The organism is Streptomyces sp. MUM 203J (assembly GCF_022414595.1).
Lineage (GTDB): Bacteria > Actinomycetota > Actinomycetes > Streptomycetales > Streptomycetaceae > Streptomyces.
The window spans coordinates 15963-41216 of sequence record NZ_JADWYO010000013.1 but is presented as its reverse complement, the minus strand read 5'-3'; the positions used below and the strand labels follow the sequence as shown (position 1 = coordinate 41216).

General features: G+C 67.8%; 26 protein-coding genes, 1 tRNA gene and 3 pseudogenes. 17 read left to right on the top strand and 13 right to left on the bottom strand.

Going from position 1 to position 25254, the window contains the following annotated elements:
* Positions 1–462: 462 nt before the first annotated feature.
* Positions 463–1230 carry a transposase gene (locus I3F58_RS10120; RefSeq protein WP_240107960.1) on the bottom strand — a complete coding sequence of 256 codons (768 nt, stop codon included), beginning with the start codon at positions 1228–1230 and terminating at the stop codon, positions 463–465.
* Positions 1231–1705: 475 nt separating this feature from the next.
* On the opposite strand from I3F58_RS10120, the gene I3F58_RS10115 reads away from it, so the two are divergent.
* The 3 genes from I3F58_RS10115 (at position 1706) to I3F58_RS10105 (ending at position 4782) form a co-directional block, all read left to right on the top strand.
* Complete coding sequence (locus I3F58_RS10115; protein ID WP_240107959.1) at positions 1706–2449, top strand: ATP-binding cassette domain-containing protein; 744 nt, start codon at positions 1706–1708, stop codon at positions 2447–2449.
* A gap of 1267 nt (positions 2450–3716) precedes the next feature.
* Positions 3717–4313, top strand: a complete 597-nt coding sequence (locus I3F58_RS10110; protein WP_240107958.1) for a hypothetical protein — start codon at positions 3717–3719, stop codon at positions 4311–4313.
* Positions 4314–4365: 52 nt separating this feature from the next.
* Entirely contained in the window at positions 4366–4782 is a 417-nt protein-coding gene (locus I3F58_RS10105; RefSeq protein ID WP_240107957.1) for a hypothetical protein, read from the top strand.
* 545 nt (positions 4783–5327) lie between these two features.
* Here the strand turns inward: I3F58_RS10105 and I3F58_RS10100 are convergent.
* From I3F58_RS10100 to I3F58_RS10085, 4 genes are all read right to left on the bottom strand, one after another.
* Positions 5328–5510 (bottom strand): hypothetical protein, encoded by a 183-nt coding sequence (locus tag I3F58_RS10100; RefSeq protein WP_240107956.1) that lies wholly within the window; start codon positions 5508–5510, stop codon positions 5328–5330.
* 35 nt (positions 5511–5545) lie between these two features.
* Complete coding sequence (locus I3F58_RS10095; RefSeq protein ID WP_240107955.1) at positions 5546–5923, bottom strand: hypothetical protein; 378 nt, start codon at positions 5921–5923, stop codon at positions 5546–5548.
* Positions 5920–6069, bottom strand: coding sequence for a hypothetical protein (locus I3F58_RS10090; RefSeq protein ID WP_240107954.1), 150 nt, complete (start codon positions 6067–6069; stop codon positions 5920–5922). Before I3F58_RS10090 ends, I3F58_RS10095 begins: the two co-directional genes overlap by 4 nt.
* A 227-nt stretch (positions 6070–6296) precedes the next feature.
* Positions 6297–6671, bottom strand: a complete 375-nt coding sequence (locus I3F58_RS10085; protein WP_240107953.1) for a hypothetical protein — start codon at positions 6669–6671, stop codon at positions 6297–6299.
* 184 nt (positions 6672–6855) lie between these two features.
* Here I3F58_RS10085 and I3F58_RS29335 point away from each other — a divergent pair.
* The 4 genes and pseudogenes from I3F58_RS29335 to I3F58_RS10065 form a co-directional block, all read left to right on the top strand.
* Positions 6856–7017 (top strand): annotated as a pseudogene (locus I3F58_RS29335) (helix-turn-helix domain-containing protein); the annotation flags it as partial.
* A complete protein-coding gene (locus I3F58_RS10075) occupies positions 7018–7629 on the top strand; it encodes an XRE family transcriptional regulator (protein ID WP_374207943.1) in 612 nt (203 codons plus the stop codon).
* A 67-nt stretch (positions 7630–7696) separates the two neighbouring features.
* Positions 7697–7912: a VOC family protein gene (locus I3F58_RS10070; RefSeq protein WP_374207939.1), complete on the top strand. Its 216-nt coding sequence runs from the start codon at positions 7697–7699 to the stop codon at positions 7910–7912.
* 54 nt (positions 7913–7966) lie between these two features.
* A complete protein-coding gene (locus tag I3F58_RS10065) occupies positions 7967–8458 on the top strand; it encodes a pyridoxamine 5'-phosphate oxidase family protein (protein ID WP_240108014.1) in 492 nt (163 codons plus the stop codon).
* On the opposite strand, the gene I3F58_RS10060 is transcribed toward I3F58_RS10065, so the two are convergent.
* A complete protein-coding gene (locus tag I3F58_RS10060) occupies positions 8455–9387 on the bottom strand; it encodes a hypothetical protein (protein ID WP_240107952.1) in 933 nt (310 codons plus the stop codon). The two genes, I3F58_RS10065 and I3F58_RS10060, sit on opposite strands and share 4 nt — an antisense overlap.
* A gap of 180 nt (positions 9388–9567) precedes the next feature.
* On the opposite strand from I3F58_RS10060, the gene I3F58_RS10055 reads away from it, so the two are divergent.
* Complete coding sequence (locus tag I3F58_RS10055; protein WP_240107951.1) at positions 9568–10413, top strand: serine protease; 846 nt, start codon at positions 9568–9570, stop codon at positions 10411–10413.
* Between the two features lie 135 nt (positions 10414–10548).
* Positions 10549–10908, top strand: coding sequence for a chorismate mutase (locus I3F58_RS10050; RefSeq protein ID WP_240107950.1), 360 nt, complete (start codon positions 10549–10551; stop codon positions 10906–10908).
* Between the two features lie 23 nt (positions 10909–10931).
* Here the strand turns inward: I3F58_RS10050 and I3F58_RS10045 are convergent, their stop codons facing one another.
* Complete coding sequence (locus I3F58_RS10045; protein ID WP_240107949.1) at positions 10932–11594, bottom strand: hypothetical protein; 663 nt, start codon at positions 11592–11594, stop codon at positions 10932–10934.
* 207 nt (positions 11595–11801) lie between these two features.
* Between I3F58_RS10045 and I3F58_RS10040 the strand changes: the two are divergent.
* Positions 11802–12140, top strand: a pseudogene (locus I3F58_RS10040) (transposase); the annotation flags it as partial.
* A 119-nt stretch (positions 12141–12259) separates the two neighbouring features.
* Here I3F58_RS10040 and I3F58_RS10035 read toward each other — a convergent pair.
* From I3F58_RS10035 to I3F58_RS10025, 3 genes are all read right to left on the bottom strand, one after another.
* Complete coding sequence (locus I3F58_RS10035; protein ID WP_240107948.1) at positions 12260–12814, bottom strand: VanZ family protein; 555 nt, start codon at positions 12812–12814, stop codon at positions 12260–12262.
* A gap of 74 nt (positions 12815–12888) precedes the next feature.
* Positions 12889–13284, bottom strand: coding sequence for a hypothetical protein (locus I3F58_RS10030; RefSeq protein ID WP_240107947.1), 396 nt, complete (start codon positions 13282–13284; stop codon positions 12889–12891).
* A 419-nt stretch (positions 13285–13703) separates the two neighbouring features.
* Positions 13704–14285 carry a hypothetical protein gene (locus I3F58_RS10025; RefSeq protein ID WP_240107946.1) on the bottom strand — a complete coding sequence of 194 codons (582 nt, stop codon included), beginning with the start codon at positions 14283–14285 and terminating at the stop codon, positions 13704–13706.
* A 346-nt stretch (positions 14286–14631) separates the two neighbouring features.
* On the opposite strand from I3F58_RS10025, the gene I3F58_RS10020 reads away from it, so the two are divergent.
* The 5 genes from I3F58_RS10020 to I3F58_RS10000 all read left to right on the top strand — a co-directional run bounded on the left by I3F58_RS10020 (position 14632) and on the right by I3F58_RS10000 (position 19755).
* Positions 14632–14784 carry a hypothetical protein gene (locus I3F58_RS10020; RefSeq protein WP_240107945.1) on the top strand — a complete coding sequence of 51 codons (153 nt, stop codon included), beginning with the start codon at positions 14632–14634 and terminating at the stop codon, positions 14782–14784.
* A gap of 102 nt (positions 14785–14886) precedes the next feature.
* Positions 14887–15099 carry a hypothetical protein gene (locus I3F58_RS10015; RefSeq protein WP_240107944.1) on the top strand — a complete coding sequence of 71 codons (213 nt, stop codon included), beginning with the start codon at positions 14887–14889 and terminating at the stop codon, positions 15097–15099.
* Positions 15099–15308: a hypothetical protein gene (locus tag I3F58_RS10010; protein WP_240107943.1), complete on the top strand. Its 210-nt coding sequence runs from the start codon at positions 15099–15101 to the stop codon at positions 15306–15308. The genes I3F58_RS10015 and I3F58_RS10010 overlap by 1 nt, the downstream gene beginning before the upstream one ends.
* 314 nt (positions 15309–15622) lie before the next feature.
* Complete coding sequence (gene pepN, locus I3F58_RS10005) at positions 15623–18127, top strand: aminopeptidase N (protein ID WP_374207938.1); 2505 nt, start codon at positions 15623–15625, stop codon at positions 18125–18127.
* Between the two features lie 185 nt (positions 18128–18312).
* Complete coding sequence (locus I3F58_RS10000; protein ID WP_240107941.1) at positions 18313–19755, top strand: lysine N(6)-hydroxylase/L-ornithine N(5)-oxygenase family protein; 1443 nt, start codon at positions 18313–18315, stop codon at positions 19753–19755.
* Positions 19756–19777: 22 nt separating this feature from the next.
* On the opposite strand, the gene I3F58_RS09995 is transcribed toward I3F58_RS10000, so the two are convergent.
* A complete protein-coding gene (locus I3F58_RS09995; protein WP_240107940.1) occupies positions 19778–21589 on the bottom strand; it encodes a bifunctional UDP-sugar hydrolase/5'-nucleotidase in 1812 nt (603 codons plus the stop codon).
* Positions 21590–21861: 272 nt separating this feature from the next.
* Between I3F58_RS09995 and pyk the strand changes: the two genes are divergently transcribed.
* Complete coding sequence (pyk, locus tag I3F58_RS09990) at positions 21862–23289, top strand: pyruvate kinase (protein ID WP_240107939.1); 1428 nt, start codon at positions 21862–21864, stop codon at positions 23287–23289.
* A gap of 14 nt (positions 23290–23303) precedes the next feature.
* Here the strand turns inward: pyk and I3F58_RS29760 are convergent.
* Both I3F58_RS29760 and I3F58_RS09980 read right to left on the bottom strand, forming a co-directional pair.
* Positions 23304–24027, bottom strand: a pseudogene (locus I3F58_RS29760) (transcriptional regulator); the annotation flags it as partial.
* Positions 24028–24136: 109 nt separating this feature from the next.
* Positions 24137–24211: transfer RNA gene (locus I3F58_RS09980), tRNA-Leu, on the bottom strand.
* Between the two features lie 99 nt (positions 24212–24310).
* Between I3F58_RS09980 and I3F58_RS09975 the strand changes: the two genes are divergently transcribed.
* Positions 24311–24970, top strand: coding sequence for an ANTAR domain-containing response regulator (locus I3F58_RS09975; RefSeq protein WP_240107938.1), 660 nt, complete (start codon positions 24311–24313; stop codon positions 24968–24970).
* The last annotated feature ends 284 nt before the right edge of the window (positions 24971–25254 follow it).

Here is a 25254-nt window from a genome sequence, read left to right as displayed (position 1 = left end):
GACGCCACCAACCCTCTCCATCGAGTCCCTACCGAACCCGGAACGGTTCAACAGGCTGCCTTGCATCACGCGTCCCTCTCAAGGCGCTACTCGACTCGTAACCGTTCCCAGGAAGCTCGCCATACGCGCCAAACCTTCCGTTAAATCAGGCCAAACTGTCGAACACTTAGTCGCATGTTGATCACACGAAGATAGAGTCCCGCGTGGATCGCTGAGCACATCGGCAACACGCGTGCTCTGGGGGAGCGGCTCCATGCCTTGCCCTCTCCTTGCGTGCTGTCAGGTGTGATCTACATGGGCAGATTGGACAGGCATGAACACAAGCAACCGACGTGTAACACGCGCCCTTGTCACAGGCGTCGCACTGTTGGGTATAGCCGCTGGGACGCCAGCCTAAGGGCTGTCCCGTAAATGATCTTCGAGTCGTCTCGGGCATGGCGGGCTGACGTATGGCTCGCTGGCCTATCCGGCGAGGGCGAGGTTGTGCATCCGGGCGATGCCGAGCATGGCGTGGTGGACGCCGTCGCCTCTGAGGCGGCAGTCGCGGAGGATCTTCCAGGTCTTCATGCGGGCGAAGACGTGCTCGACGCGGGCCCGGACCTGCTTGTGGGACTTGTTGTGCGCCTGCTTCCACTCGGGCAGGTCTTCGCCCTTTCGTCGACGATGGGGCATGACGAGTCCGGTGCCCGGGTAGCCGCCATCGGCGATCGTCAGCGTGTTGCCGACGGCGGCTTTGGCGCCGGATTCCTCCCATGCCTTGCAGTCGTTGCGGTTTCCGGCGAGCGGCCGGCCGACCACGACGACCAGGCGGGTGTCGGCGTCGATGACGACCTGGTGGTTGGTGGAGTACCGGTAGTTCTTCGACTGCTCGGCGATGGTGTGGTCGCGGGTGGGGACCAGGGTGCCGTCCACGATGAGCACGGTGTCCTTGGCGAACCGTTTGCGGGGCTGGAGCGCGAGCATCGGCCCGAGGTGGTCGATGATCCGGTCCGCCGCCGACTTGGACACCCCGAACAGCGGGGCGAGCTGCCGCATCGTCAGGTTTGTGCGCCAGTACGCGGCGACCAGCAGGGCCCGGTCCTCCAGCGGAAGGCTCCATGGCCGGCCCTTGCGGACCGCGTCCGCACCCTCGCGCCGCAACACGGTCACCAGCTTCCCAAAGGCGCGCGGGCTCAGCCCGGTGAACGGGGCTATCCAGGACGGCTCCGACGCCGTGATCACACCAGCCACACCAAGATCATCCCACCCGTGACCAGCAGTTACGGGACAGCCCTTACGCTGAGGGCTCGTGGTCGTCCTACATCGAAGATTGGATACCCACCAAGGAGTCGAGACGGTGGAACGACAGCAACCGTGACAACGTCAGTACTTCGGTCGGCTTCAGCGGTTGCCGTACTTCCTCTGAGCCCTTCCGCAGCGCTGGGCTGACCCTCTGGAAGGATGTCTTCGGCCCCGACGAGAACAAGGGACACCGGTCCAACTACTGCAACCGTGTCTACTGGGGAGGCATGGCGGCTGGAACCTACTATTTCAAGCTTGAGGGTTACAGCCCCAACGGCATCCTGAACGTGAATAGGGTAAACGTGCAGTACTGATCCTGAGAACACTGCCTGCGCCCCGGCGACGAGGCATCTCGCCGGGGCGCACACTTCCACCGAACCATCCCAAAGAGCTGCCCCTCCAAGGGGGCAGCGGAATGTGCGCCATGGCTCTGATCTTCGCAGATCTCTCCTTTCGGTATGGACGAAAGACCGAGGTATTTTCGAATTTCTCCACACAGATTGAGGGTGCCTCCACCGTTCTCCTCGGCCCGAACGGAGCTGGGAAATCTACTCTGATGGCTGTGGCAGCCTCCCACCTGAAGCCCTCCAAAGGCACCGTCAGCTGGAACGGAGTTGAAGCCACCACGCGTCGCGATCGAGCACGATATCGCCGTGCCGTCGCCTGGATTCCACAGCAGATCACCCCATTTCCCGGGCTCACTGTGCGGGAACAGGTGGCCTACGCTGGGTGGCTGAAGGGCCTCTCTCGGGCTGAAGCCTGGCAGGCTTCCGATGGAGCGATTAGGAGCCTGCGACTGGAGAAGTTGGCCAACCGTAAGAGTCACCAAGTCTCCGGCGGTCAACTACGCCGCATGGGGATCGCTGGAGCCCTCACCCATCAGAGCGAAATTATCCTGATGGACGAGCCTACGGCTGGCCTCGATCCCCGGCAGCGCGCAGTCTTTCGGGAACTCGTGGCTGAGCTCAGCCAGTCGGTGAAAGTTGTGATCTCGACGCACCAGACAGAGGATTTGGCCGATCTCTATCAGGAGGTGGTGGTCCTCGATGCAGGCGTGGTTCAGTTCCAGGGAAGTAGCCAGGAATTTCACGCCTTGGCCGAGAGTGCCACCTCCCCACGGGAGAGTGCTGAAATGGCGTACGCCAAGCTTGTTGACCGGGAGGCTTAAGCGTGCTCTTGCGTACCCTCATCAGGTCTTCTTCAGCAACTCCCCTCCTTCCTCTGCTGGTTGGGTTCATCTTTCTTGCCCTCGGTGACGATCTCTCTACCTGGGTGACGCCTCATTATTGGCCGTCGGTTACTGGGAGCGCCTCCTTCGCCCTCCCGTTCGTCAGTGCGGCATGCGCGGCCTGTGCTGCATGGGAGGGGGCCCGCCTCACAAAAGGACGTATTTTCGATCAGGCTCCCGTGCGAGGGCCGCTGGGCTCGGCAATCCCAGTTCTGACTCCCGTCTTGGCCTTGGGGTTTCTTGGTATCGCCGCTGCCCTCCTTACATCTGCGATCGCAGCTGACGTGCCGTTTGGCCTTCCTCATCTCGGAATTCTGGTAGTCATTGCAGCGGTCCTGGTCGCAAACGCGCTTGTCGGTTACATCATCGGTCGTGTACTGCCCGGGGTGATGGCAGCTCCTCTTGCCTTGGTCAGTAGCTTCTTCGTCAATGCCTATCCGGCGTCGTGGGGTACTTTCTGGCTCAGGCATCTTGTGGGCGGCGGTTTGAGCAGCTGCTGCGCTGTCGACACATCGTTGGACAGTCGGGCCGTGCTTGGTGCCCTCCTCTTCACTTCGGGGGTTTCCTGTGCAGCCCTGACCCTGATTTGCTTCCGCCGTACTGCATGGCCGCTGGTGGCCGCCAGTGCTCTCGTTGCCAGTGGTCTGACCTCGTCATGGTTCGTAGTGCGCGACCTAGGACCCGAGCCTGTGTTGGGCCGATCATCGCACACACTCGTGTGCGATGAATCCGGACAGCCGAGAATCTGTCTCTGGCCAGAGGTTGAGGACCAGGAAACGGTTCGTCATGATGCCCGGAAGGCCGCCGAGAGGCTGAGAAAGGCTGGAGTTCAGGTCCCGGCCACCCTAACCATGGCGGCCAGCCCTGGGCCTGATGCATCGAAACTCGGCATCGCCACTAATGCCAGTGCCGAGGACATTTCCGGTGGCCTTGTTTCGGGCTTGCTCCCGGTGCCCCCCGACTGCGCGTTGAAGGGTGACCCCTACCCTGCAGTCGTCGCCGCAGGACCGCTGGCTGCATGGCTCTACATTACAGCCGGAGTGCCTGCGGACGCAGTGAGTGGTCGTTTCGCCCCTGAGGAAGCCGCCTTGGCGCAGCGGGTTAAGTCCCTGCCTTCCGACCAGCAGCTTGCGTGGTTTGAACGAAACCGCAAGGCGATGGACTCTTGCAGGACGGAGCCACAGTTGGGTGTCACAGGGGCGCGCGAATGATCTGGTGGTGCAAGGTTCGTGCCATTCACGTCGTCGTGGCGTCGACCGTCGGCACGGTGGCACTTGGCCTGCTGATCGGCAATGCTGAACTGCCTGTTCCTGCCCTGACAGGACAGTCTGGCCAGTTTCTTGTTGCGCATCTCATGACACTGGTCCCTGCGGTAACTCTGCTCTACGGCTTAAGCCGGGGCAACATCCCGTCTGAAAGTATCGCCGCTCGCAATCTACGCTACTGGGACTCGGCTCTGGCTTTGTGTATCGCTGCCGTGGGGGTACTTGCCTCATTTCTTTGTCGAATCGCCCTGAGTTCCGATCTTCCTGTGGTCCTGGGTAGAAACCTGGTCGGTTATCTGGGCCTCGCGCTGCTGCTTTTTCCGCTGGTAGGCTCCCAACTTGCGGGAGCCGCGCTGGCAGCTGTCCCTCTAATTCTTGCGGCCAGTGGATGGGGTCCAGGCGGAACACCCGAGCCTTGGGCATGGCTTCTGCACCCAGCCGATTCGACCATGGCAATGGTGCTGGCAATTTCTGCAGTCGGGATCGGCGTGGCGATGACGGCACTCTGGTCACGTCCGCCATTTCAGGTCAACCCCTAATTCTGGCCCAGGTTGCCGTTCGCCACCCTATGTCATCCACGAAAGAGGATCAATGATATTCATATCCAAGCGCAGTCTCAGGGCTACCGTTACAGTCGCGACCAGCCTGATACTCTTTGGTCTTGCTGCTCCGGCTCAGGCCGAGGGAAGCTTCTCGTCCACTATCAAGAACTGGCTGGTAGGCTCCGGTGAATCACGTCGGTGGACTGACAAGAATACCGACGCCACCAGCACATCGATGGCACTCTCTGGCTGTTCGTCGACACCGACGTCGTTTAAGTCAGCCGACTTTTCCGTCTACAGGGACGTCTTCGGCCCTGACTGGAACCAGGGCACCAAAAGGAACTACTGCGGCACCTCTTACTGGGGAGACTTGGCCGCAGGCGAATACTATCTTCGGCTGGAGCTCGTCAACGGCAACGGTTCTGGATTCCGTCTTTCAGCCAAGGGTGTGACTGTTCGATACTAAATCTCTCACCGGCCGTGACACACAGCGGTCGCCGTGGGCGTTCACCTTCGACCACGCCACCCCACTCTCCCGCGGGTGGTGACCTCCTCAACCCCGCCAATGCCCGTAGCGCGCACCGGCAGTGCAACAGCTCCCGCGGCAACGGCACAGCGTCGCGGCCGCAGGAACGCGTATCCCGGAGGTGGTGAGAGCTGTACGTCGTGACCGGACCCCCGGCCGCAGGCAGAACCTTATGGATCACCGCCGATGCCCGGTCCACGGACATCGTCATCGACCTCGACCGCATCGCCCTCGCCGGCCGTGGCGCACTCGGCTGGCAGCACCACGAGCGGTTGCGCTCCAACCCTCCGAGCGCCGTCACAATGCGTCACGTCACCGAGGGGGAGGGTATGGAGAAGTCCCGGCCTGCGGCTGCATGCCGGCCGTGGCCCGTCCTGTGCCTCCCGTGCCCGGCCGAAGGGGGCCATGGACACCGGGCGCGGGAGGCTGTGAGGGGGCCGCCAGCCCCTCCACCCGAGGCGAGGGAAACGGGGCGGATGGTCGGCCTACACGGTGACGACCTCCCGCCGGACGGGACGGCCGTGGTGGCAGGCACATGCGCACCTGATCGAGATGACCGGCGGGCCGACCAGGGGGCGCCCGCGCGCGTTCACGTACAGGTCCAGCGGAGGGGTGCAGTAGCCGCAGTCACCGATGACGCACGCTCCGGACTTCCCGGTACGGTCCATCTCCTTCCACGCTTCCGCGCCCGTCAGGCGCCCGCTCACCGGTCGGGGACCTCGGCCGCGCGGGGCGCCGCGAGCGTGTCTGCGAACGCCCGGACCTCGTGGAGCTGCGCCGTCAGGTCGTCCGCGAGTTCGCGCAGCCCCTCCGGGCTGTACCGGTACGAGCCGCCGCCCAACTCCACCACCACCATGTCCCGTTCGCGGGCGCTGTGCGGCGCCGCGTCCACCACCGCGTGCAGCCACTTCGCCGGGCCCCGCCAGGACGGAGTCGCCAGGGACAGCGGCGGCCCGGTGTGGATCACATCCGCCGGGTACTGCGGAGCGCCGTCGTCGTGACCCCGGCACCGCGTCGGCTCCGGCACGGTCGTCGGGCCGTGGTCAAGGTTGTGCACGGTGACCGTGCGGGGCGCGCTCACAGGGTGCCGTCCGTGTTTCCGGGCCAACCGGGCCGACGCTCGGGGTGCGCGAAGTAGTACCGGGCGCACTGCGGGCAGCAATAGACGTTGAACCCCGGACCGGACGCAGAATCGATCTCCGCCACGATCAAGGGCGTGTCCGTCATGTGCTGGCATCTCACGCACATACGGACCGGTTTCCGCGCCGCCCGCACGCCGGGGGCCGCGTCGCTTGGGGCCGACCGCCCCGAGGGGCCCCAGGTCTGCGCGAACGCGTCCCGGTGCTCACCCTCGTGACCGGAAGGCAGGATGCACGGCAGGTGGTGGCGACCAGGGCCGGGGCGCTCCCTGCACGGCTCCGTACTCAGCGGCTCGACCCGCTTCAGGCCCGTGCTCACCGGGACACCCCCGCCCCGTGCAGGATCCGCCGGTCAAGGTCGATGCCGAAGTCCGCCGCCATCACGAGCGTGAGGCAGCGCTGCCTCTGCCGCGCCCGTTCCTGCCGCCGCTCGTGAGCGACCAGGTGCGGGCGGACGAGGGCGACCGTGTCGCCGTCGAACATCTCACGCAGCCCGTACGGGGGCCGGGGTCGCGCGGTCCAGCCCCACCCCGGACCGAACTGCGCAACCTGCCCGTACGGGGGATGGGAGGTCTGGGGCTGTGCGGCCGGGGCCGCCGTGGTCGGGCGGGCCCCCGCCCGCCGCCGACCGGAACCGGGCGTGAACACCGGCCGGAACCGTACGGCGGTCCGGCAGATAGGGTCTGTCATGTCGACGCTCCTCGTAAGCGTTGGCCACGCCCCCGGACGGCTCCACCCGTCGCGGGGGTCTCTTCTACGTCCTCCCGATCGTGAACCCCCGTAAGGGACGTATCTCACTGTGCGCAGGGACAGTTGGGCCTTACGGCGCTAGGGTCCTTAAGAAGGCCCGAACGTCCCTGCCAAGGGGGTTGACTTGAACGTCAGACTTCGTTCTGCCATGGATGAAGCGGGGCTCTCCGTCCGACAGCTCGCATACCGGGTGGGGGTATCCCCGAAGCAAGTGGAACGATGGGTTTCGAACGAGGCGTTAACGCCGCACGCCAGGAACCGCGAAGACGCCGCCCACGCTCTGGGAGTGGACGAGGAAATGATCTGGCCACAGGTGGTCAAGGACCGCATCAAGACCGGCACGGATCGCGAGATCACCCGCAGTTATCCATACCGGTCCGCAGCGCCGTCCTCCCTTTGGTCCGAGCTGGTCGACGGGGCCACGCAGGAGATCTACTTCGCCGGGTACACGAACTACTTCCTTTTCACGTCCGTCCCGGCGTTCTCCGAGACGCTGCGCCGTAAGGTCGCATCCGGTGTCCGGGTCCGCTTCCTGACCGGCGACCCCGAGGGCGAGGTGACGCGGCAGCGGGAGGCGATCGAGGACACCTCCCTGACCGTCTCCACCCGGATCCGGATCACCCTGGAGCACCTTGGCCGCCTCGGCTCCCCGGAGGGGCTCGAGGCGCGATTCTCGGCTCCCTCGGACGCGGTGAACCACGTGAGCCTGAGCGTCTTCCGGTTCGATGACGACGCGCTGGTGACACCCCACCTCGCACGGCTGGTCGGCCATGACTCACCCCTGCTGCACCTCCACCGGCAGGGCAGCGGCGGCATGTTCGACCGTTTCCGTGATCACGCGGAGGAGCTCTGGAGCCGGGCCGTGCCGGTCACGCCCCGACTCGGAGGCGCCGCGTGAGCACGGCTGCCTCATGACCGAGTGGGGCCAGTCCGCTTGAGGGGAGACGGTTGCGTCTTCGCATCACATGCCGGAGAAGCAGGACGCCGAGAACCGGGTCCACTTGGACCTCCAACCCCAGGACCGCACCCGCGAGGAGGAGGCCGAGCGCCTGCTCGCCCTCGGCGCCGTTCTCGTCGACGGCCGGCGCCGCCCGGACGGCACGGGACGGGCCGTCCGGGCGGGCGTCGAGGGCGACGAGCTCTGCGTCGAGCGCGGCGCCGCCGAACGGGCGACGGCCTGAGACACCGCGGACACCCGACGGGAGATGTCGGGTATCCGCGCTTTCATGGGCACCATGACCTCCTCGTGGAAGACGTTCCAGACCGCCGAACCCGACTTCGCCGACACCGTCCGCAAGCGCTTCGAGGCGTACACGCACCACGTTCTCGGCACCCTCCGCAAGGACGGCTCCCCGCGTCTGAGCGGGCTGGAGGTGAACTTCCGCCACGGCGAGCTGTGGCTCGGCATGATGCCCGGCTCCCGCAAGGCCGACGACCTGCGCCGCGACCCGCGCTTCGCCCTGCACGCCAACCCCGGCCCCGGCACCGGCATGGGCGGCGGCGACGTGCGCCTCTCCGGACGCGCCGTCGAGGTCACCGACCCCGGCAGCCTGAGCCGTTTCGCCGACGACACGGAGGAGCCGGGCCCGTTCGTCCTCTTCCGCGCCGAACTCACCGAGGCCCTCCGCACGACCGTGGAGCAGGACCGCCCGCGCCCGCGGGCCAGGCTGCCGGCGCGCCCGCCGACGGGCCCGCACCTGCCCCGCCGCCATCCACTAGGTCGCTAGGTGTCGCACTCCAGCACCATGCCGCACAGCCCGCACCGGGCCCGCACCCGCCCCCGCACCGGAACCCGGATCCGCTGCAGGCACGTCGGGCAGGGGAACGACACGCTCAGCCCCGCGCCGTCCCCGCCCTCGAACGCGTAGCCCGCGCCCCCGGCCACGCCCTCCCCGGCCGCCCCGCGCCCCGCCTGCCTGCCCCCCGCCGCGTACAGCCGCCGGTCTCGCGCGTACCGGTGCCGGGCCAGCCGTCCGGCCGCAGCCAGAGGGGGCCGCCGCTCGTCCCGGTCGGCCTCCGCCCGGCCCCGTACATACGCCGCGTACCCCTGCGGACTGGTGAACCACGGCGACGGGTCCTCGCCGAACACCCGCGCCCGCTTGGCCAGGACGTAGCCGAACTCCTCCGGCGTCAGATAGCCCAGCTTCTGGCTCGACACCGCGTCCTCCCGGTAGGCGTCCAGCAGCAGCCACCCGGTGCCCAGGTACGTGGTCACCGTGTCCGTCAGGATCTCGTTGTCCCGAGTGCCGGGGAAGGCCAGCCCCAGCCGGTGCAGCAGCACATGGGTGATCTCGTGCGCGAGCGCCGCGCCGATGTCCCGGCGGTGCGTGCGGAACCGGTCGTTCAGTTCGATGAAGTACTCGGGCCCGGCCGCCAGCTCCACGGTCGCCGCGTGCTCCATGGCCCGGAAGCTCACGATCATCCGGGCCTCCGGCAGCCGCAGCTGCCGGACCAGTGCGGCCGCCACCCGGTGCGCCCCGAGATGCAGGTCGTCCTCCTCCGGGAAGGCCACCTCGGCGGGGGAGACGCTCACCGCGTACTCGGTCAGCCCTTCGTACGAGATCCGCCGGTACAGCGCGGTGACCGCCGCCCGCACGGTTTCCAGGTGCGGAAAGCCGTGCGCGACCTCCCCGCCGCCCGCCCTGCCGTTCGCCACGTCCCGTACCCCCACGCACGATCCCGTACGACGCCAACGCCTCCCACAGTACGGCCGGAGGGCGCCGCCGCCCGCACCGCCGCGCGCCATCCGCGGCAGGCGGACCGTCACTGGCCGAAAGAGCGCCTTGCGGGGGGCACGCGGGTCTCCGGATAATCCCGCACAAGTCTTGACGCGCGCATGCCATCAAGTGCGAGTCGGGACCAACCCCCCACGAAAGGCAGACAGTTGAAGACGAAGCAGCGCACACTGCCGCGCACCCTCAAACGCTGCGCGGCCGCCTCCGCCGTCGCTCTCGCCGCCCTCAGCCTCCAGCCCGCACAGGCGAACGCCGCCCCCACCCCCGCCCCTCAGCCCGTCGTCGGCGGCACCCGCGCCGCCCAGGGCGAGTTCCCCTGGATGGTCCGCCTCTCCATGGGCTGCGGCGGCTCCCTCCTCACCCGGCAGATCGTGCTCACCGCCGCCCACTGCGTCAACGGCTCCGGCAACAACACCGGCATCACCGCCACCCTCGGCGTCGCCGACCTCCGCAGCCCCGATGCCGTCACGGTCCGCTCCACCAAGGTCCTCCGCGCCCCCGGCTACAACGGCAAGGGCAAGGACTGGGCCCTCATCAAACTCGCCCAGCCCGTCGACCTCCCCACCCTCCCCATCGCCACCACCACCGCCTACGACAACGGCACCTTCACCGTCGCTGGCTGGGGCGCCGACCGCGAAGGCGGCCGCCAGCAGCGCCACCTCCTCAAGGCCCAGGTCCCGTTCGTCTCCGACACCTCCTGCCGCCAGTCCTACGGCAGCTCCTTCGTACCCGACGAGGAGATCTGCGCCGGCTATCCCCAGGGCGGCACCGACACCTGCCAGGGCGACTCCGGCGGCCCCATGTTCCGCCGCGACAACGCCGGCGCCTGGATCCAGGTCGGCATCGTCAGCTGGGGCTACGGCTGCGCCCGCCCCGACTACCCCGGCGTCTACACGCAGGTCTCCGCCTTCGCCCCCGCCATCACACAGGCAGCCGCCACCCTGTAGCACCCGCGCATGAACCCCGGAGGGGCGGACCGCGGCCACACGCCGCCGGCCCGCCCCTCCGGCACGTCCCCACCACCCGTTCCGCATCCCGAACACCCTCCGGCCAAGCCCCCGCAACCCGTCTAAGCTCACCGCATGAACACGAGCGACCCGATCGACGACACGGTCCGCGCCGAGCTGGACCGCCTCCGCGAAAGCATCGACAACATCGACGCGGCCGTCGTCCACATGCTCGCCGAACGCTTCAAATGCACCCAGCAGGTCGGCCACCTCAAGGCCCGTCACCAGCTCCCCCCGGCCGATCCCGCCCGCGAGGCACGCCAGATCGCCCGCCTCCGCCAGCTCGCCGAGTCCGCAAAGCTCGACCCTGCCTTCGCGGAGAAGCTCCTCAACTTCATCATCGCCGAAGTGATCCGGCACCACGAGCAGATCGCGACCGACCCCCTGACCAGCAGCGGAGCCGCCCCGGAAGCCTCCGGGGTGACTCCACAGTGATCGTTTAGGAGAGATTCGGGAGATCAACTTTCCCAGACACTCTCCCACCCCAGATTCTTCAACCCCCGCTCGTACAGCTCCTGCAAGCCGTCGATCCGTTCCTGCCTCATCGGCGGGGTCGGGTGCCGATACGTCCCCTTGATGCCAGGGTACTTGTGCCCCATCTGCTCATACCCCAACACGGGCCGCACATCGATCTGCTCCTGCCACGTGTCGTGGGTGTGCCGCAGGTCCCTCATGGTGAGCCCTGGCATGATCGGATCCCACTTCTCCTTCACCGCAGTGCCACGGGCCTTCGGCCGCGCATCCCTGCCGTCAGCCGCCGGCCGAATGATGCGGAACCACTCCGAGCGCCACCACCACTTGCCCGTCGGCGTGCAGAACACATAGTCGTACGGCCAGCTCGCCAGGTGCTTCTCCAGCAGCTCCGCGAGGAACGGTGGGACGTCGATGTCTCGTGCCGACTTCTCGTTCTTCGGAGGCTCCAGGCCCCGGAAGATCTTCCGCTTGCCCTCCTCGTTCCGCGCGTAGTACTCAGCGAGAGCTCCGACCTCCTTGTCAACCCGGATGATCGGGCAGGTGAAGACACCACCGTCATGCCGCTGGCGTCGCTCCCGCAGCGCATTGTTGCGATGCAGACCCACAAGCTCCTCCCACCGCATGCCCGTAAAGGCGGCTGTGAGCACGTGCAGCCCGTACGCAGGTGCAGGGTGGGTCTGTACGGTGAGTGGTGTAACTCCCAAGCAGGAAGCGGTAGTTGATGACTACTGACGTGAGTGTCTCCGAGAGTGAAGGTCAGGCCGTCGGGCCGGCTGGGGTGGATGACGAGCTGGTCGCTCAGTTGGTGGCGCGGGCCCAGGCCGACGGGCTGCGGCTGACCGGTGAAGGAGGTGGAGTTCTCCGAGGAATGGGGAGCCAAGTACCCGGCGATCGTGCGGCTGTGGGAACGCGCATGGGCGGAGTTCGTGCCTTTCCTTCAGTTCGACGTCGAGATCCGCAAGATCGTGTGCACGACCAACGCCATCGAGAGCGTGAACGCCCGGATCCGCAAGGCCGTCCGTGCCCGCGGCCATTTCCCCACTGAGCAGGCCGCTCTCAAGTGCGTCTACCTCGCGGTCATGAGCCTCGACCCAACCGGGAACGGCGCGAAACGCTGGACCAGGCGATGGAAGCCCGCCCTCCAGGCTTTCGACATCGCCTTCGACGGCCGCCTCACCGCTGCCCAGCAGTAACAACCAACCCACGAGTTACACCACTCGCTGGACAGACCCTAGCCAGGCATGTCGGCTCCGGCCGCCGGCCCAGGCCGCACCCTCCGACTTCCCGGAAGGCGGCTACCCGCCTACATCGCTCAGCGGGTGCCAATCTCTGCAACTCGAAGAGTGCCCCACGCGATTGTTGCACCCAAGATTCCGCCTACGGTATTGAATAGCACGTCATCAACATCTACCGTACGGCCCGCCGCCATGAGGAATTGCGTTACCTCAATTGCAACACTTGCGAGCAAGCATGCGGCAGATATTTCCAGAACAGAAGCTTGCTGTACCGAGAACCGGGCCAATGCGGCCATCGGAACGAACATGGCCGCATTGGCGATCTGCAACTGGAAGATCATTTGGCGCTCTTCTGGGAAAAGCCCAGCCCCGCCATTTCCGCTCGCCTCCCACATTCCCTCACCGGGGACCCATGAGATGTCGTACCCTCCAGTGCCCAGGGGCTGCGTGGGCAGCAGAGTGGCGACCAGAACAAGCAGAGCCCATGAACTCAGCAGTATGCGGGCCAGCGTGACGAGACCCCGGCCCTCTGTCCGGTGATAACACCAAGCGCCAATTCCGCACAGCGCCGTGACGATGCCGATGAAGAGTGAGACCGTGAACGGGCTAATATAGAGAAGAACTTGCCACATGCCTATCCCGCGAACCGAGTCACGTCAAGCAGTAGCTGGGTGCAGTCATCGCAGCACCCAGCCTACCGTTCAACTCACGGACAGCGCCACTTCGTCACATAGGTCTTACCCTTGTATTCCATCACCCCGCGGATGCACTCGTTAGCATTCAGGTGATGCTTCTTGGAGAGTTCCACGTAGCCGTTCTTCGTCTTCTTGGAGCCAAACCAGAGCACAAGCGCGGTTATCTTGGAATTCTTGCGCTGAGTTCCCAGCTTGACGGTGATCTCAGCTTTCGGGGAACGGTAGTAGGAGACCTTGAACGTATAGTTCCCGTCCTTCCCCAGCGTTCCTCCGCGGACACAGAGTTGCCCATTTGAAGTGTTGCCGCACCCGTATGATCCTGCGCTGGCAGTTGGCGCCATTGTCAATCCGCCTCCCAGGAGGGCGATGAGGGCCGTCAGCGCAGCAAAAATTCTCTTCGCGATCATGTCGCGTTCCCCCAATGAAAAGGTGTGAGAGAGATACATCGAACACAGGAGTGCTGCCGGTCAGTGCAGGCTCCATGAGGCATGATCATATACACTCGAACGCCCAACTGGCGTAAGGGCAAGGACGCCTTCGCGCAGAGGCGATCATCCTAGCCTCTCAACGATCGAGCCTCGGGGCCTTGTGGCCCTTCGGGTGCAGTCGGCGCCCGAAGACGCGTCCCGGCCGATGACTTCGACTGCTGGCTGATCGGCACCGCCACCGCGTACCGGCTGAAGTCCGCGCGGGGGTAGTTCCTTGGGCTCGACCTGGACGTGCCCGTGCTAGTACTCCAGCAGCGGTTCGTGTCCTGAGCTGGTTCTTCTGCGGTAGTGGCAGCGGCGGGCGGTGGCTTGTCTGCGGCGTCGCCAGTGGGACCAGGTCAGTGTGTGTTCTTGAGGGGCGGGCGGGGTTCGGTGGTGGGGCAGGAGATGTTCCAGGAGCCGTCGGATCTCTGCCACGGTGAGGGCGACGATGGTGCTGGTGGGGTCGTTTCTGCAGCCCCCTTTGCCATCTCACCGGCGGCCAGGCCGGCGAGGAAGGCGTGAGCGAGCATGGCCAGGGTGATGTGCCGGTACCAGCCCACGTAACGTCGGACTTCGTACTCGTCCAGGCCACACTCGTTCTTCGCGGCCTGGAAACACTCCTCGATCGCCCACCGCATGCCGGCCACCCCTGCGAGATCGGCAATGGTGCAGGTCACCGGCGCGTAGGCGAAGTAGTAGGCGATCTCGTCGGGGCGGACAAGGCTGCGGCGGGCCAGCACCCAGCGGTGATGTGTCGGGGTGTCGCCGTCGAAGAAACCGATCGCGGGCAGTTTCGCGCTGGCCCAGTCGTAGACGCGCGGCCCCTTGGCACCGTCGCCGCAGGAGAGCCGCTGCCAGGCGTCCTCCGGCGCCTGGGCGATCAGCTCGTCGATCCTCCAGAACCCGGCCAGACTCTTGACCTGCTGAGACTTCGGCACCGCGACCACATAGCCGACACCGGCTCCACGCGGCTGTCACCGCGGCGCGGGCCGCGGACGGCAACGCGGCCTGGCGGTACTGGAAGGCGGGCGACCAGGTAGCGAAGAGCCTGCCCGCCTCTTACGTTCACCCGTCGACGGTGTTCGGCCGGGCGAACGCCGACTTCCACCAGATCAGCGTCGCTGTCGACCTGCGTACATCCCGTCAGGCCCTGTCATGGGCTGATGACCTGGACCCGGATGCGATGCCGTCGGTGGAGCGGCAGGCACGCCTGTGGGTGGAGGTGGCTCGCGGGCATCTCCAGTGGGGGGGGGGGGGGGGGACAGGACGGCCGCTCTGCACGTGATGCAGAAGGCGCACGAGATCGGGCCGGAGACGGTGGCGTACACCCCGTCCGCGCGTAGTGCAGTCGCTCAGCTGTGGCGTGAGGCGCCGCGGGCGCTGCGGCCGGAGGCGGCGCGGCTGGCGGAGAGGATCGGGGTACGAGAGGCGGGGTGAGGGGGGCGAGGTGGGTAGGGGGGACAACCAGTCCCCGTTACCCGCCGGTACGCGCTCTACGGTGACGGCCCGTCATTCAGCCGTCACCGAGAGGACGCCTACATGGCCACGCCCTCGCACGCCTCAGCCGCCACGGGCGCACCCACGCGCTACGACCCGGACACCGGCGAGGTCCGCGTACCCATCGACCTTTGGAAGGTCGACACTCTCGTCGGTTCCACGGACCTTGTCCTGTCGAGGGCCGAGGCGGAACGGCTGCATGCGGACTTGTCCCGCCACCTGGACAGCCCTCTGACGGTGGTGGAGCGGCCCTGATGAGTACGCCGCATCCCATGGGCCCGTACCCGACGTGGCTGGCCGCCTCCGCCCTCGTCTCGAAGCCCTACCCCCACCGCCTGCGGCAGGCGAGCGGCCTCCAGTGTACGCACTGCGGCCGGGAGCTCCGGGGGATCGACTCCGTTCCGCTGCCCGGGCATGAGCCTCGCCGCGCGTGCACCGACTGCCACCAGGGGACCGCGTCGTGACCGCCCCGGCGGCCGAGCAGCCGACCCGCTACACCATCCCCACCACGGCCCGCGGCCTGCCGTGGGACGTGCACGCCGGCGCCGCCTGCCTGTGGTGCCGCCAGTCTCCGCCTCCACCGGAACGGACAACAGCCCTGGTCCACCGTCCACCGGCCCGGCGCCCCACGGCAACGGCGAGACCATCACCGCCAACCACCACGCCGGCAACCGCCATGCGAGACCACACCACCGAAACCGCCTGATACTACCCTCGCCCACCCCCGCGCGAAGCTGGCAGCGGAACCCGCTGACCCGGCCCCACCCCGTCAGGCAGCATGGGGGCCATGCCCGCACTGACGCGCGAAGAGGCGCAGACCCGAGCCCGGATCCTGGACGTCGACCACTACACGGTCCACCTCGACCTCACCACCGGTGACGACACCTTCGAGTCCACCGCCCACATCCGGTTCACCGCCCGAACCCCCGGCGACACTTTCGTCGAACTCAAACCGGCCACGCTCCGCAGCGTCACCCTCGACGGGCAGCCCCTCGACCCCTCCACCCTCGACGACAACCGGTTCCCCCTCACCGGCCTCACCCAGGGCCCCCACGAACTCCGCCTCCACGCCGCCATGCACTACTCCCGCACCGGGGAGGGCATGCACCGCTTCACCGACCCCGCCGACGGCGAAACGTACGTCTACACCCAGCTCTTCCTCGACGACGTCCAGCGCGTCTTCGCCGCCTTCGACCAGCCCGACCTCAAAGCCACCTTCGACGTCACCGTCACCGCCCCCGACAGCTGGACCGTCCTCGCCAACGGCATCACCACCCCCACCGGCGACGGCCACTGGAGGGCCGCCACCACCCCCCGCATCTCCACCTACCTCGTCGCCGTCGCCGCCGGCCCCTGGCACTCCGTCCGCACCCAGCACGCCGGACTCCCCTTCGGCATCCACTGCCGCCGCTCCCTCGCCCCCCACCTCGACGCCGACGCCGACGAACTCCTCGACGTCACCCGGCACTGCTTCGACCGCTACCACGAGAAGTTCGACGAGCCCTACCCCTTCGACTCCTACGACCAGGCGTTCGTCCCCGAATTCAACGCCGGCGCCATGGAGAACCCCGGCCTCGTCACCTTCCGCGACGAATACGTCTTCCGCTCCGCCGTCACCATCGCCCAGCGCCAGCGCCGCGCCATGACCATCGCCCACGAGATGGCCCACATGTGGTTCGGGGACCTCGTCACCCTCAAGTGGTTCGACGACATCTGGCTGAACGAGTCCTTCGCGGAGTACATGGGATACCAGATCATCAACGAGGCCACCACCCGCTACCCCGACACCTGGATCAGCTTCGGCGTCGAACGCAAACCCTGGGGATACGACGCCGACCAGCGGCCCTCCACCCACCCCGTCGCCCCCGATCCCGACGCCGTCCCCGACACCGCCTCCGCCCTCCTCAACTTCGACGGCATCTCCTACGCCAAGGGCGCCTCCGCCCTTCGCCAGCTCGTCACCTGGCTCGGCGAAAAGGACTTCCTCGCCGGAATCAACACCCACTTCACCCGCCACAAGTTCGGCAACGCCACCCTCGCGGACTTCATCGACAACCTCGCCTCCGCCACCGACCGCGACGTCCACGCCTGGGCCGACACCTGGCTCCGCACCACCGGCATGGACACCCTCACCGCCACCGTCACCACCGGCCCCGGCCGCTGGACCCCCACCCTCGACCGCGCCGGCACCCGCCCCCACCGCATCGCCATCGGCGCCTACGACCGCGACCTCGGCGACGGCCAGAGCCTCGTCCTGCGCGAACGCCACGAGACGGACGTCCCGCCCACCGAACCCGCCACGCCCCGCACCGGCACCCGCCCCGCCCTCGTCGTGCCCAACGACCACGACCTCACCTACGCCAAGATCCGCCTCGACCCCGAGTCGGAGGAGACCGCCCTGCGCACCCTCTCCGGCGTCCCCGACCCCCTCACCCGCGCCGTCCTCTGGAACACCTTCCGCGACATGGTCCGCGACGGCGACCTCGAACCCCTCACCTACCTCGACACCGCCCGCGCCCACCTCCGCCAGGAAACCGACGTCTCCATCGTCGAGAACGTCCTGGCCTTCGCCGGCGACCAGATCACCGACCGCTACCTCACCACCGACCAGCGGCCCGCCGCCCTCACCACGCTCAACGACCTCACCCGGGACCTCATCCGCCGCACCGAGGACGGCAGTCACCCCGGACTCCGCCTCACCGCCGTACGCCACTACATCGACACCACCACCCGCACCGGCACCCTCCACGGCTGGCTCACCGACGGCAGCGTCCCCGGCGGCCCCGACCTCGACCCCGAACTCCGCTGGCGCGCCCTCCACCGCCTGGCCGCCCTCGGTGCCGCCGACGACGCCCACATCGACGCCGAACTCGACCAGGACCCCAGCGCCACCGGTCAGGAAGGCGCCGCCCGCTGCCGCGCCGCCCTCCCCACCCCCGAAGCCAAAGCCGCCGCGTGGGACCGCATGTTCCACGACGACAGCCTCTCCAACTACCTCTTCACCGCCACCGCCCAAGGCTTCTGGCAGCCCGAACAACTCGACCTGCTCCAGCCCTACGTCACCCGCTACTACCCCGAGGCCGTCGCCCTCGCCGGCCGCCGCGGCCCCGCCATCGCCACCGCCGCCGGCCGCGCCGCCTTCCCCGGGCACACCGTCACCCACGACAACCTCCGCCTCGGAGACGAACACCTCACCCACCCCGACCTCACCCCCGCCCTCCACCGCCAGCTCACCGACCGCCTCGACGACCTCCGCCGCGCCCTCCGAGTCCGCGGCGACTGAACCACCACACCCACCCCACCGCCCCCGGCAGCACCATCGCCGGGGGCGCCCCCATGCCACGGCGCCCCAGCCCCGTACCTCCTTCGGGTACCGATCCCCCCACACCCCGCCCCCACCCCCCACCACCGGTACACGCTGTCCCCCACGACGACATGCCACGCGCACGTGAGAGGCAGCACCCCCCCATGACCTCCGAGCCCACCGCCACCGCAACCCCCAGCCCCTCAGCCGAGCCCGCCCAACCCGACCCGCCTCACGACCTCGTGGGCATCGGCATCGGCCCCGGCAACCTCTCCCTCGCCGCCCTCGCCCACGGCGTCCCCGGCGGCCTCACCACAGCCTTCTACGAACAACGCCCCACCTTCCAGTGGCACCCCGGCACCCTCACCGACCACACCACCCTCACCACCCCCTTCCTCGCGGACCTCGTCACCCTCGCAGACCCCACCAGCCCCTGGAGCTACCTCAACCACCTGCGCAGCCGCCACCGACTCCTCCCCTTCCACCTCGCCCGACAACTCCACATCCCCCGCTCCGAATACGAGACCTACGCCCGCTGGGTCAGCGACCACCTCCCCGGACTCCACTTCGGCCACCACGTCGACTCCATCCGCTGGAACCCCGAACTCGACCTCTTCGAAGTCGACTACGCCCACCTCGACCCCCACGGCGAAACCGAAGCCCTCGGCCGCACCCACGCCCGCAACATCGCCCTCGCCGCCGGCACCGAACCCCACATCCCCGAACCCCTCAAACCCCTCGTCGACGCCCCGGCCGTCCCTGTCGTCCACTCCGCCGACTATCTCCACCACCGCGAACGCCTCCGCACCGCCGAGCACATCACCGTCATCGGCTCCGGTCAGTCAGGCGCCGAGATCTTCCTCGACCTCCTCCGCAGCCGCCCCACAGGCCAGGAGAAACTCCACTGGCTCACCCGCACCCCCGCCTTCACCCCCACCGAGAACACCACCCTCGGCCTCGAACACCTCACCCCTGACTACAGCCGCTACTTCCACGACCTCCCCGAACACACCCGCAACGACCTCGCCCCCCGCCACACCCACCTCCACCAGGGCATCGACCCCACCACCCTCGACGCCATCCACCAAGAGCTCTACCGCCGCAGCCTCCACGGCGCCTGGCCCGACACCGTCCTCACTCCCGGAGTCCGCGTCCGTACCGCCGGACGCCTCGCCACCACCAAAGTCGAACTCCACCTCGAACACACCGATCAGGGAACCCGCTCCCGCCTCACCACCGACGCCGTCATCCTCGCCACCGGTTACCGCGAACGCCCCCACCACCGCCTTCTCGCCGCACTCGACCCCTACATCCGCCGCGACTCCAGGGAACGCCCCCGCGTCGACACCCACCACCGCATCGTCCTCGACCCCTCCGTCACCGGAAACATCTACCTCCACACCGGCACCCCCCACACCCACGGCCCCGGCGCCACCAGCCACACCCTCACCGCCTGGCGCAGCGCCGTCATCCTCAACCACCTCACCGGCAAGGAGCCCTACCCCCTGCCTCAGCGCACCGCCCTCACCACCTTCGGCCTGGAACAGCGCGAGCCCCCGCACATCCCCCCACAAGAACAGAGGCTCACGCCGCTCACCCGCGTCTGAACACCCGCGACGGAAGCAACGGCTAGAACACCGGAACACCCGCACGCGTCAGCCGCCACCCCACCGAGGCGAACTCGGCCGGATCCACCACCCCCCGGGCCTGCACCCACCGAATGATCGTGTTGCGGATCTCGTCCGAGTTCGCCCACACCTGGGGAGCCGACGCCACATGCGGAAACGCCCCGCCCCCACTCGCCCGGTAGTTGTTCACCGCCAGCACGAACTCCGCCGCCGGATCCACCGGCGCCCCCTCGAACGCCAGATCCACGATCCGCGACCCCACCGGCTGCGTGATGTCGACGTCGTACGTCACCCCGTACACCACGTCATAGTTGTAGTCCGGCGTACCGTCCGCGTTCGTCAGCGCGGCCGGATCCACCGGAGCATCCGGCGCCGTGCGCACGTAGTACCGCGCCGAGTACTCCAGATAGTCCTTCAGCTGCGCACCCGTGAGAACCCGCGCCTCCAGCGTGTTCTCGAACACGTACAGCCCCGCCACCTCACGGATCGTCACCTCACCCGCCGGAACCACCGCAGAGCGTGAGAAACACGAAGCCTGCGACAGCACCGGCAGCGACCCGTACGCCCCACCCGCCAGCGCGGCCCTCACCGTCTCCGCCTGGACATGGTTGATCAGATCGATCACCGGCTCGTCCCGCCACGGCGCCTCGGCCGTCGTCATCTCCGCCAAGGACGTGCCGATCACCTGGTTGACGTACGTCACGACCTTCTCGTGCTCGTCCGACAGCAGCTTCACGATCTCCGGGTCCTCGACGGCCTCGTTCGAGTTCAGCACTCGGGCGCCGACCTCCTCGACCACCCAGCGGCCCCGCGACCACACCAGGCCGAAGTCGAACAGCGTCAGCCGCTGCCCCCACTTCAAAGGCTCCGACAGCACGACGTCCCTGCCGGTCTCCCTGTTCGCCACCCGGTACTCCGGGATCTCCGTGTGCGCATGACCCACCAGGACCGCGTCGATCCCCGGCACCTGCTCCGCCACCAGCGCCGCCGCGTTCTCCACGTACGGCAGCTGATCCCCGTACGACGACGTCCCACTCGACCCGGAGTGCGCCGACACCAGCACCACGTCCGCACCCATCGAGCGCAGCCTCGGCACCCAGTGCGCCGCCTGCTCCTCCAGTCCCGGGAACACCATCTTCCCGCCGACATGCGCCTTGTCCCAGATCGCGATGCCCGGGTTCGTCAGCCCCAGCACCGCCACCCGCACATCCCGCCCGCACGGCGTCCGCAGACGGTGCATGCTGTACGGAGCGAATGCCGGGCGCAGCGTCCTCGCGTCCAGCGCGTTCGCCCCCAGCAGCGGGAACGCACACTGCTCCTCGAACTTCCGCAGGACCGGGATGCCGTAGTTGAACTCGTGGTTGCCGAGCGCCGCCGCGTCGTACCCGATCGCGTTCATCGCCCGCGCCATCGGATGCACCGGCCCGCTCTCCGCGGTGATCGGATCCACCTTGGCGTAGTAGTACGAGAGCTGGGTGCCCTGGATCGTGTCACCCGCGTCGATCAGCAGCGTGTTGCTGCGGCCCTTCTCGTCCCGCACCCGGTTCACCAGCGTCGAGATCTTCGCCAGGCCGACATCGTTGTGTGCCTTGTCGTCGTACTCCCGGTCCGTGAAGTAGTCCCAGTTGAAGACATGACCGTGCAGGTCGGTCGTCCCCATCACGGTGAACGCGTACCGCCTCGGCGCACCACCACGGCCCGGCCGCCCGGCGGGCGCGGCCTGTGCGGTGGCGGAGCCCGCCGCACCCGTCGCCGCCACACCGGCACCCACGGCTGCGGACCGCTCCAGAAACGACCTACGGTTCAACGGCATTCCAGCTCCCCTGACGTTCCGTTCGCATGCGACGCGCGTAGACACGACGTGCGACGCATTCTGGCCCGCCACACCCTGCCTCGAACACCCCTTCACTCAAGTCGATCTGACGGTCTGCCACTCACACCCGCCGTGAAGTCACCCTCTGAACACCGCTCATCGGAGCACTCATCCGCACACTTCAACACTTGTCAACAAGCATTCATCCAAAGGCTGTTGAAAGGCCACACAGAACCACATCTCTACCCGGCGGTAAGCCATAGGCTCCCCTCATGCGCCGAGCCAAAATCGTCTGCACGCTGGGACCCGCCACCCACACATACGACCAGATCAAAGCCCTCATCGAAGCCGGCATGGACGTCGCCCGGCTCAACCTCAGCCACGGCTCCTACGCCGAACACGAAGAGCGCTACGCCCGCGTCCGCAAAGCCGCCGACGAGACCGGCCGCAACGTCGGCGTCCTCGCCGACCTTCAAGGCCCGAAGATCCGCCTCGGCCGCTTCAGCGAAGGCCCGGTGCTCCTCGAACGCGGCGACGACTTCACCATCACCACCGACTACGTCGAAGGCGACCGCACCCGATGCGGCACCACCTACGCCGGCCTCCATGCCGACGTCACCCCCGGCGAACGCATCCTCGTCGACGACGGCCGCGTCACCCTCCATGTCACGGCGGTCGACGGACCCCACGTCCACACCACCGTCCTCGAAGGCGGCCTGATCTCCGACAACAAGGGCCTCAACCTCCCCGGCATCGCCGTCTCCGTCCCGGCACTCTCCGACAAGGACATCGACGACCTCCGCTGGGCCCTGCGCACCGGCGCCGACGTCGTCGCCCTGTCCTTCGTCCGCAGCGGACGCGACATCGAGGACATCCACCGCGTCATGGACGAAGAAGGCCGACGTGTCCCCGTCATCGCCAAGATCGAGAAGCCCCAGGCGGTCGACAGCATCGACGGCATCGTCGCCGCCTTCGACGGCATCATGGTCGCCCGCGGCGACCTCGGCGTCGAAATGCCCCTCGAACAGGTCCCCATCGTCCAGAAGCGCGCCATCAAGCTCGCCAAGCGCAACGCCAAGCCGGTCATCGTCGCCACCCAGATGCTCGACTCGATGATCGACAACTCCCGGCCCACCCGCGCCGAGGCCAGCGACGTCGCCAACGCGGTCATCGACGGCACCGACGCGGTCATGCTCTCCGGCGAGACCAGCGTCGGCCGGTACCCCATGGAGACCGTCCGCACCATGGGCCGCGTCGTCGCCGCAGCCGAGGAGGACATCCTGGCCAAGGGCCTCCCACCGCTCACGGAGCGGAACAAGCCCCGCACCCAGGGCGGCGCACTGGCCCGCGCCGCGGCCGAGATCGGGGACTTCCTCGGCGCCAGGTTCCTCGTCGCGTTCACCCAGTCCGGCGACACCGCCCGCCGCCTGAGCCGCTACCGCTCCCCGATCCCCCTGCTCGCCTTCACCCCCGACCCGGCGACCAGCGCCCAGCTGAACCTCACCTGGGGCGTGGAGACCTTTCTGGGCCCGCACGTCGACTCCACGGACGCGATGGTCACGCAGGTCGACGAACACCTGCTGGAGGTCGGCCGCTGCCGGCGGGGCGACACGGTGGTGATCACTGCGGGGTCCCCGCCGGGGGTGCCGGGCTCGACGAACCTGGTCCGGGTGCACCGGATCGGGGAGGCGGTGCGGTAGCCGGTGCTGCGCCGGTGCTCCGCGCCGACGTGGGCGTCCATGAGCGCGATGGACGTCCGCCGGGCGGCGGAGATGTCGTACGGGTTGCCGTTGCGTGTGCAGTGCGTCCTCGGGACGCCGGGCTCCTCCAGGGTCCCGGTGAACGGTTCCCGGATGTCATCGGACACGTTCGTGGAGCCGGGTGGTCCAGTCGGTGACCCGGCACCCGTCGGAGTGGATGAAGCCCCCGGACGAAGTCCCAGGGGCGGGCGTCGACGACGGCCTGCTGCCGGTCTTCGAGGGCGATCCGCCGCTCGTGCCTCCTGCGGGGGCCGTGCTGGGGGAAGAGGGGGGGCCAGTGCTTGCCGGTGGAGGTGACCGTCACGCAACCCCGGTTCGGCACGCGGTACACGCTGTTGTCCGGCCGAACGGCCCGGACTGCTGTTTCACATGCCGCGATGAGTCCCGGCCGGGCATCAGCACACACGATGCGCAGGCAGAACACCTCGCGCCGGTGCATGCTGATGCAGCCGTCCCCGAGGCGGAGTCCGAGGAGGTACGCGTACGCGGCCCGGTCGGCAGGCGGCTGTGCAGCGTCGCAGCACCTCGGGCAGAGCGGGCTCGCCTGGAGCTGATCGATCCGATCTGCCGGGAGCGGATGGCCGCCCCGGATAAGCCGGTCTCCCTGCTGACGGAGTTCAGACTGCGGCCTCGGCCTGCCGGAGCAAGAGCGCGACGGCGGGTTTGCAGGACGTGCATGCGGCCGGCTCTTGCGAAATCCGCTCTTCTGTGCGGGAGGATCGTCGCGAATCACGCGTCCGGGTGATCCCGCTGCCCAGGTGATGCGACCTTGGAAACGAAGGAAAAGTGCCCCGGGTCGGATTCGAACCGACACTGTATGGGTTTTGAATCCATCGCCTGCTGCCAATTGGGCTACCGGGGCTCGCAGAATCGAAGGTTTCCCCCGACCCGCTGCGTGTCCACCATACCGCAGCTAGGTAGGCTCATGGGGAGCTATACCGCCCGCCCCCGAGGAGCCTCCGTGACCGCCCCCGAGTCGCCCCAGCCCGCCGCAGACGACGACAACCGGTCGCACGTCCCGCCGCTGACGACCCGCGTCGTCATCGCCGAGGACGAGGCCCTCATCCGCCTCGACCTCAAGGAGATGCTGGAGGAGGAGGGCTACACGGTCGTCGGTGAGGCCGGAGACGGCGCCCGTGCCGTCGAGCTGGCCCGGGAGCTGAACCCCGACCTGGTGATCCTGGACGTGAAGATGCCCGTCCTGGACGGCATCTCCGCCGCCGAGAAGATCGCCGGCGAGTCGATCGCCCCGGTCCTGATGCTCACCGCGTTCTCCCAGCGCGAGCTGGTCGAGCGGGCCAGGGACGCCGGGGCGATGGCGTACCTGGTGAAGCCCTTCAGCAAGAGCGACGTCGTCCCGGCGATCGAGATGGCCGTCTCGCGCTTCGCGGAGCTGCGGGCACTGGAGAAGGAGGTCCAGGATCTCGCCGCGCGGCTGGAGACCCGGAAGCTGGTGGACAGGGCGAAGAGCGTCCTGCAGACGCAGTACGGGCTGACGGAGCCCGCCGCGTTCCGGTGGATCCAGAAGACGTCCATGGACCGGCGGATGTCCATGCAGCAGGTCGCGCAGGCGGTCATCGAGGACGACGAGGAGAAGCGGGCCGCGAAGGACGAGCAGTAGGCGCCAGGAGGCGGCCGCGCGGCGGCTGTTCGGGTGCGGAGGGCTGTGGGGCAGGCCTCCGGTCGGTGTCTCGCTCCGGGAGGAGTGAGGGGCGACCGGGGGCCTTTGTCGTGTTCAGAGGGCAGGTGTGGGAGTTTCGGGGGGTGTGGCACGTGGATGCATGGAACATGCATGTGTCGGGGGGATCTTGAGGTGACGGGCGAGTTGTCCGCTGGCCGGTAAGGAGTGTTCTCATTCCGGCGCATGACACAGGTCACAGGCCGATCACACATCCCCAAGGCGGC

What these genes read in the sequence shown, in the direction of transcription:
- I3F58_RS10015 (WP_240107944.1), top strand. Translation starts at nt 14,887, where the DNA reads ATGGCCACGCCCTCGCACGCCTCAGCCGCCACGGGCGCACCCACGCGC.
- I3F58_RS10085 (WP_240107953.1), bottom strand. Translation starts at nt 6,671, where the DNA reads ATGACAGACCCTATCTGCCGGACCGCCGTACGGTTCCGGCCGGTGTTC.
- I3F58_RS10065 (WP_240108014.1), top strand. Translation starts at nt 7,967, where the DNA reads ATGACCTCCTCGTGGAAGACGTTCCAGACCGCCGAACCCGACTTCGCC.
- I3F58_RS10000 (WP_240107941.1), top strand. Translation starts at nt 18,313, where the DNA reads ATGACCTCCGAGCCCACCGCCACCGCAACCCCCAGCCCCTCAGCCGAG.
- I3F58_RS10055 (WP_240107951.1), top strand. Translation starts at nt 9,568, where the DNA reads ATGCCATCAAGTGCGAGTCGGGACCAACCCCCCACGAAAGGCAGACAG.
- I3F58_RS10020 (WP_240107945.1), top strand. Translation starts at nt 14,632, where the DNA reads ATGCAGAAGGCGCACGAGATCGGGCCGGAGACGGTGGCGTACACCCCG.
- I3F58_RS10070 (WP_374207939.1), top strand. Translation starts at nt 7,697, where the DNA reads ATGCCGGAGAAGCAGGACGCCGAGAACCGGGTCCACTTGGACCTCCAA.
- pepN (WP_374207938.1), top strand. Translation starts at nt 15,623, where the DNA reads ATGGGGGCCATGCCCGCACTGACGCGCGAAGAGGCGCAGACCCGAGCC.
- I3F58_RS10115 (WP_240107959.1), top strand. Translation starts at nt 1,706, where the DNA reads ATGGCTCTGATCTTCGCAGATCTCTCCTTTCGGTATGGACGAAAGACC.
- I3F58_RS10090 (WP_240107954.1), bottom strand. Translation starts at nt 6,069, where the DNA reads ATGACGGACACGCCCTTGATCGTGGCGGAGATCGATTCTGCGTCCGGT.
- I3F58_RS10050 (WP_240107950.1), top strand. Translation starts at nt 10,549, where the DNA reads ATGAACACGAGCGACCCGATCGACGACACGGTCCGCGCCGAGCTGGAC.
- I3F58_RS09995 (WP_240107940.1), bottom strand. Translation starts at nt 21,589, where the DNA reads ATGCCGTTGAACCGTAGGTCGTTTCTGGAGCGGTCCGCAGCCGTGGGT.
- I3F58_RS10105 (WP_240107957.1), top strand. Translation starts at nt 4,366, where the DNA reads ATGATATTCATATCCAAGCGCAGTCTCAGGGCTACCGTTACAGTCGCG.
- I3F58_RS10035 (WP_240107948.1), bottom strand. Translation starts at nt 12,814, where the DNA reads ATGTGGCAAGTTCTTCTCTATATTAGCCCGTTCACGGTCTCACTCTTC.
- I3F58_RS10030 (WP_240107947.1), bottom strand. Translation starts at nt 13,284, where the DNA reads ATGATCGCGAAGAGAATTTTTGCTGCGCTGACGGCCCTCATCGCCCTC.
- pyk (WP_240107939.1), top strand. Translation starts at nt 21,862, where the DNA reads ATGCGCCGAGCCAAAATCGTCTGCACGCTGGGACCCGCCACCCACACA.
- I3F58_RS10100 (WP_240107956.1), bottom strand. Translation starts at nt 5,510, where the DNA reads ATGGACCGTACCGGGAAGTCCGGAGCGTGCGTCATCGGTGACTGCGGC.
- I3F58_RS10010 (WP_240107943.1), top strand. Translation starts at nt 15,099, where the DNA reads ATGAGTACGCCGCATCCCATGGGCCCGTACCCGACGTGGCTGGCCGCC.
- I3F58_RS10110 (WP_240107958.1), top strand. Translation starts at nt 3,717, where the DNA reads ATGATCTGGTGGTGCAAGGTTCGTGCCATTCACGTCGTCGTGGCGTCG.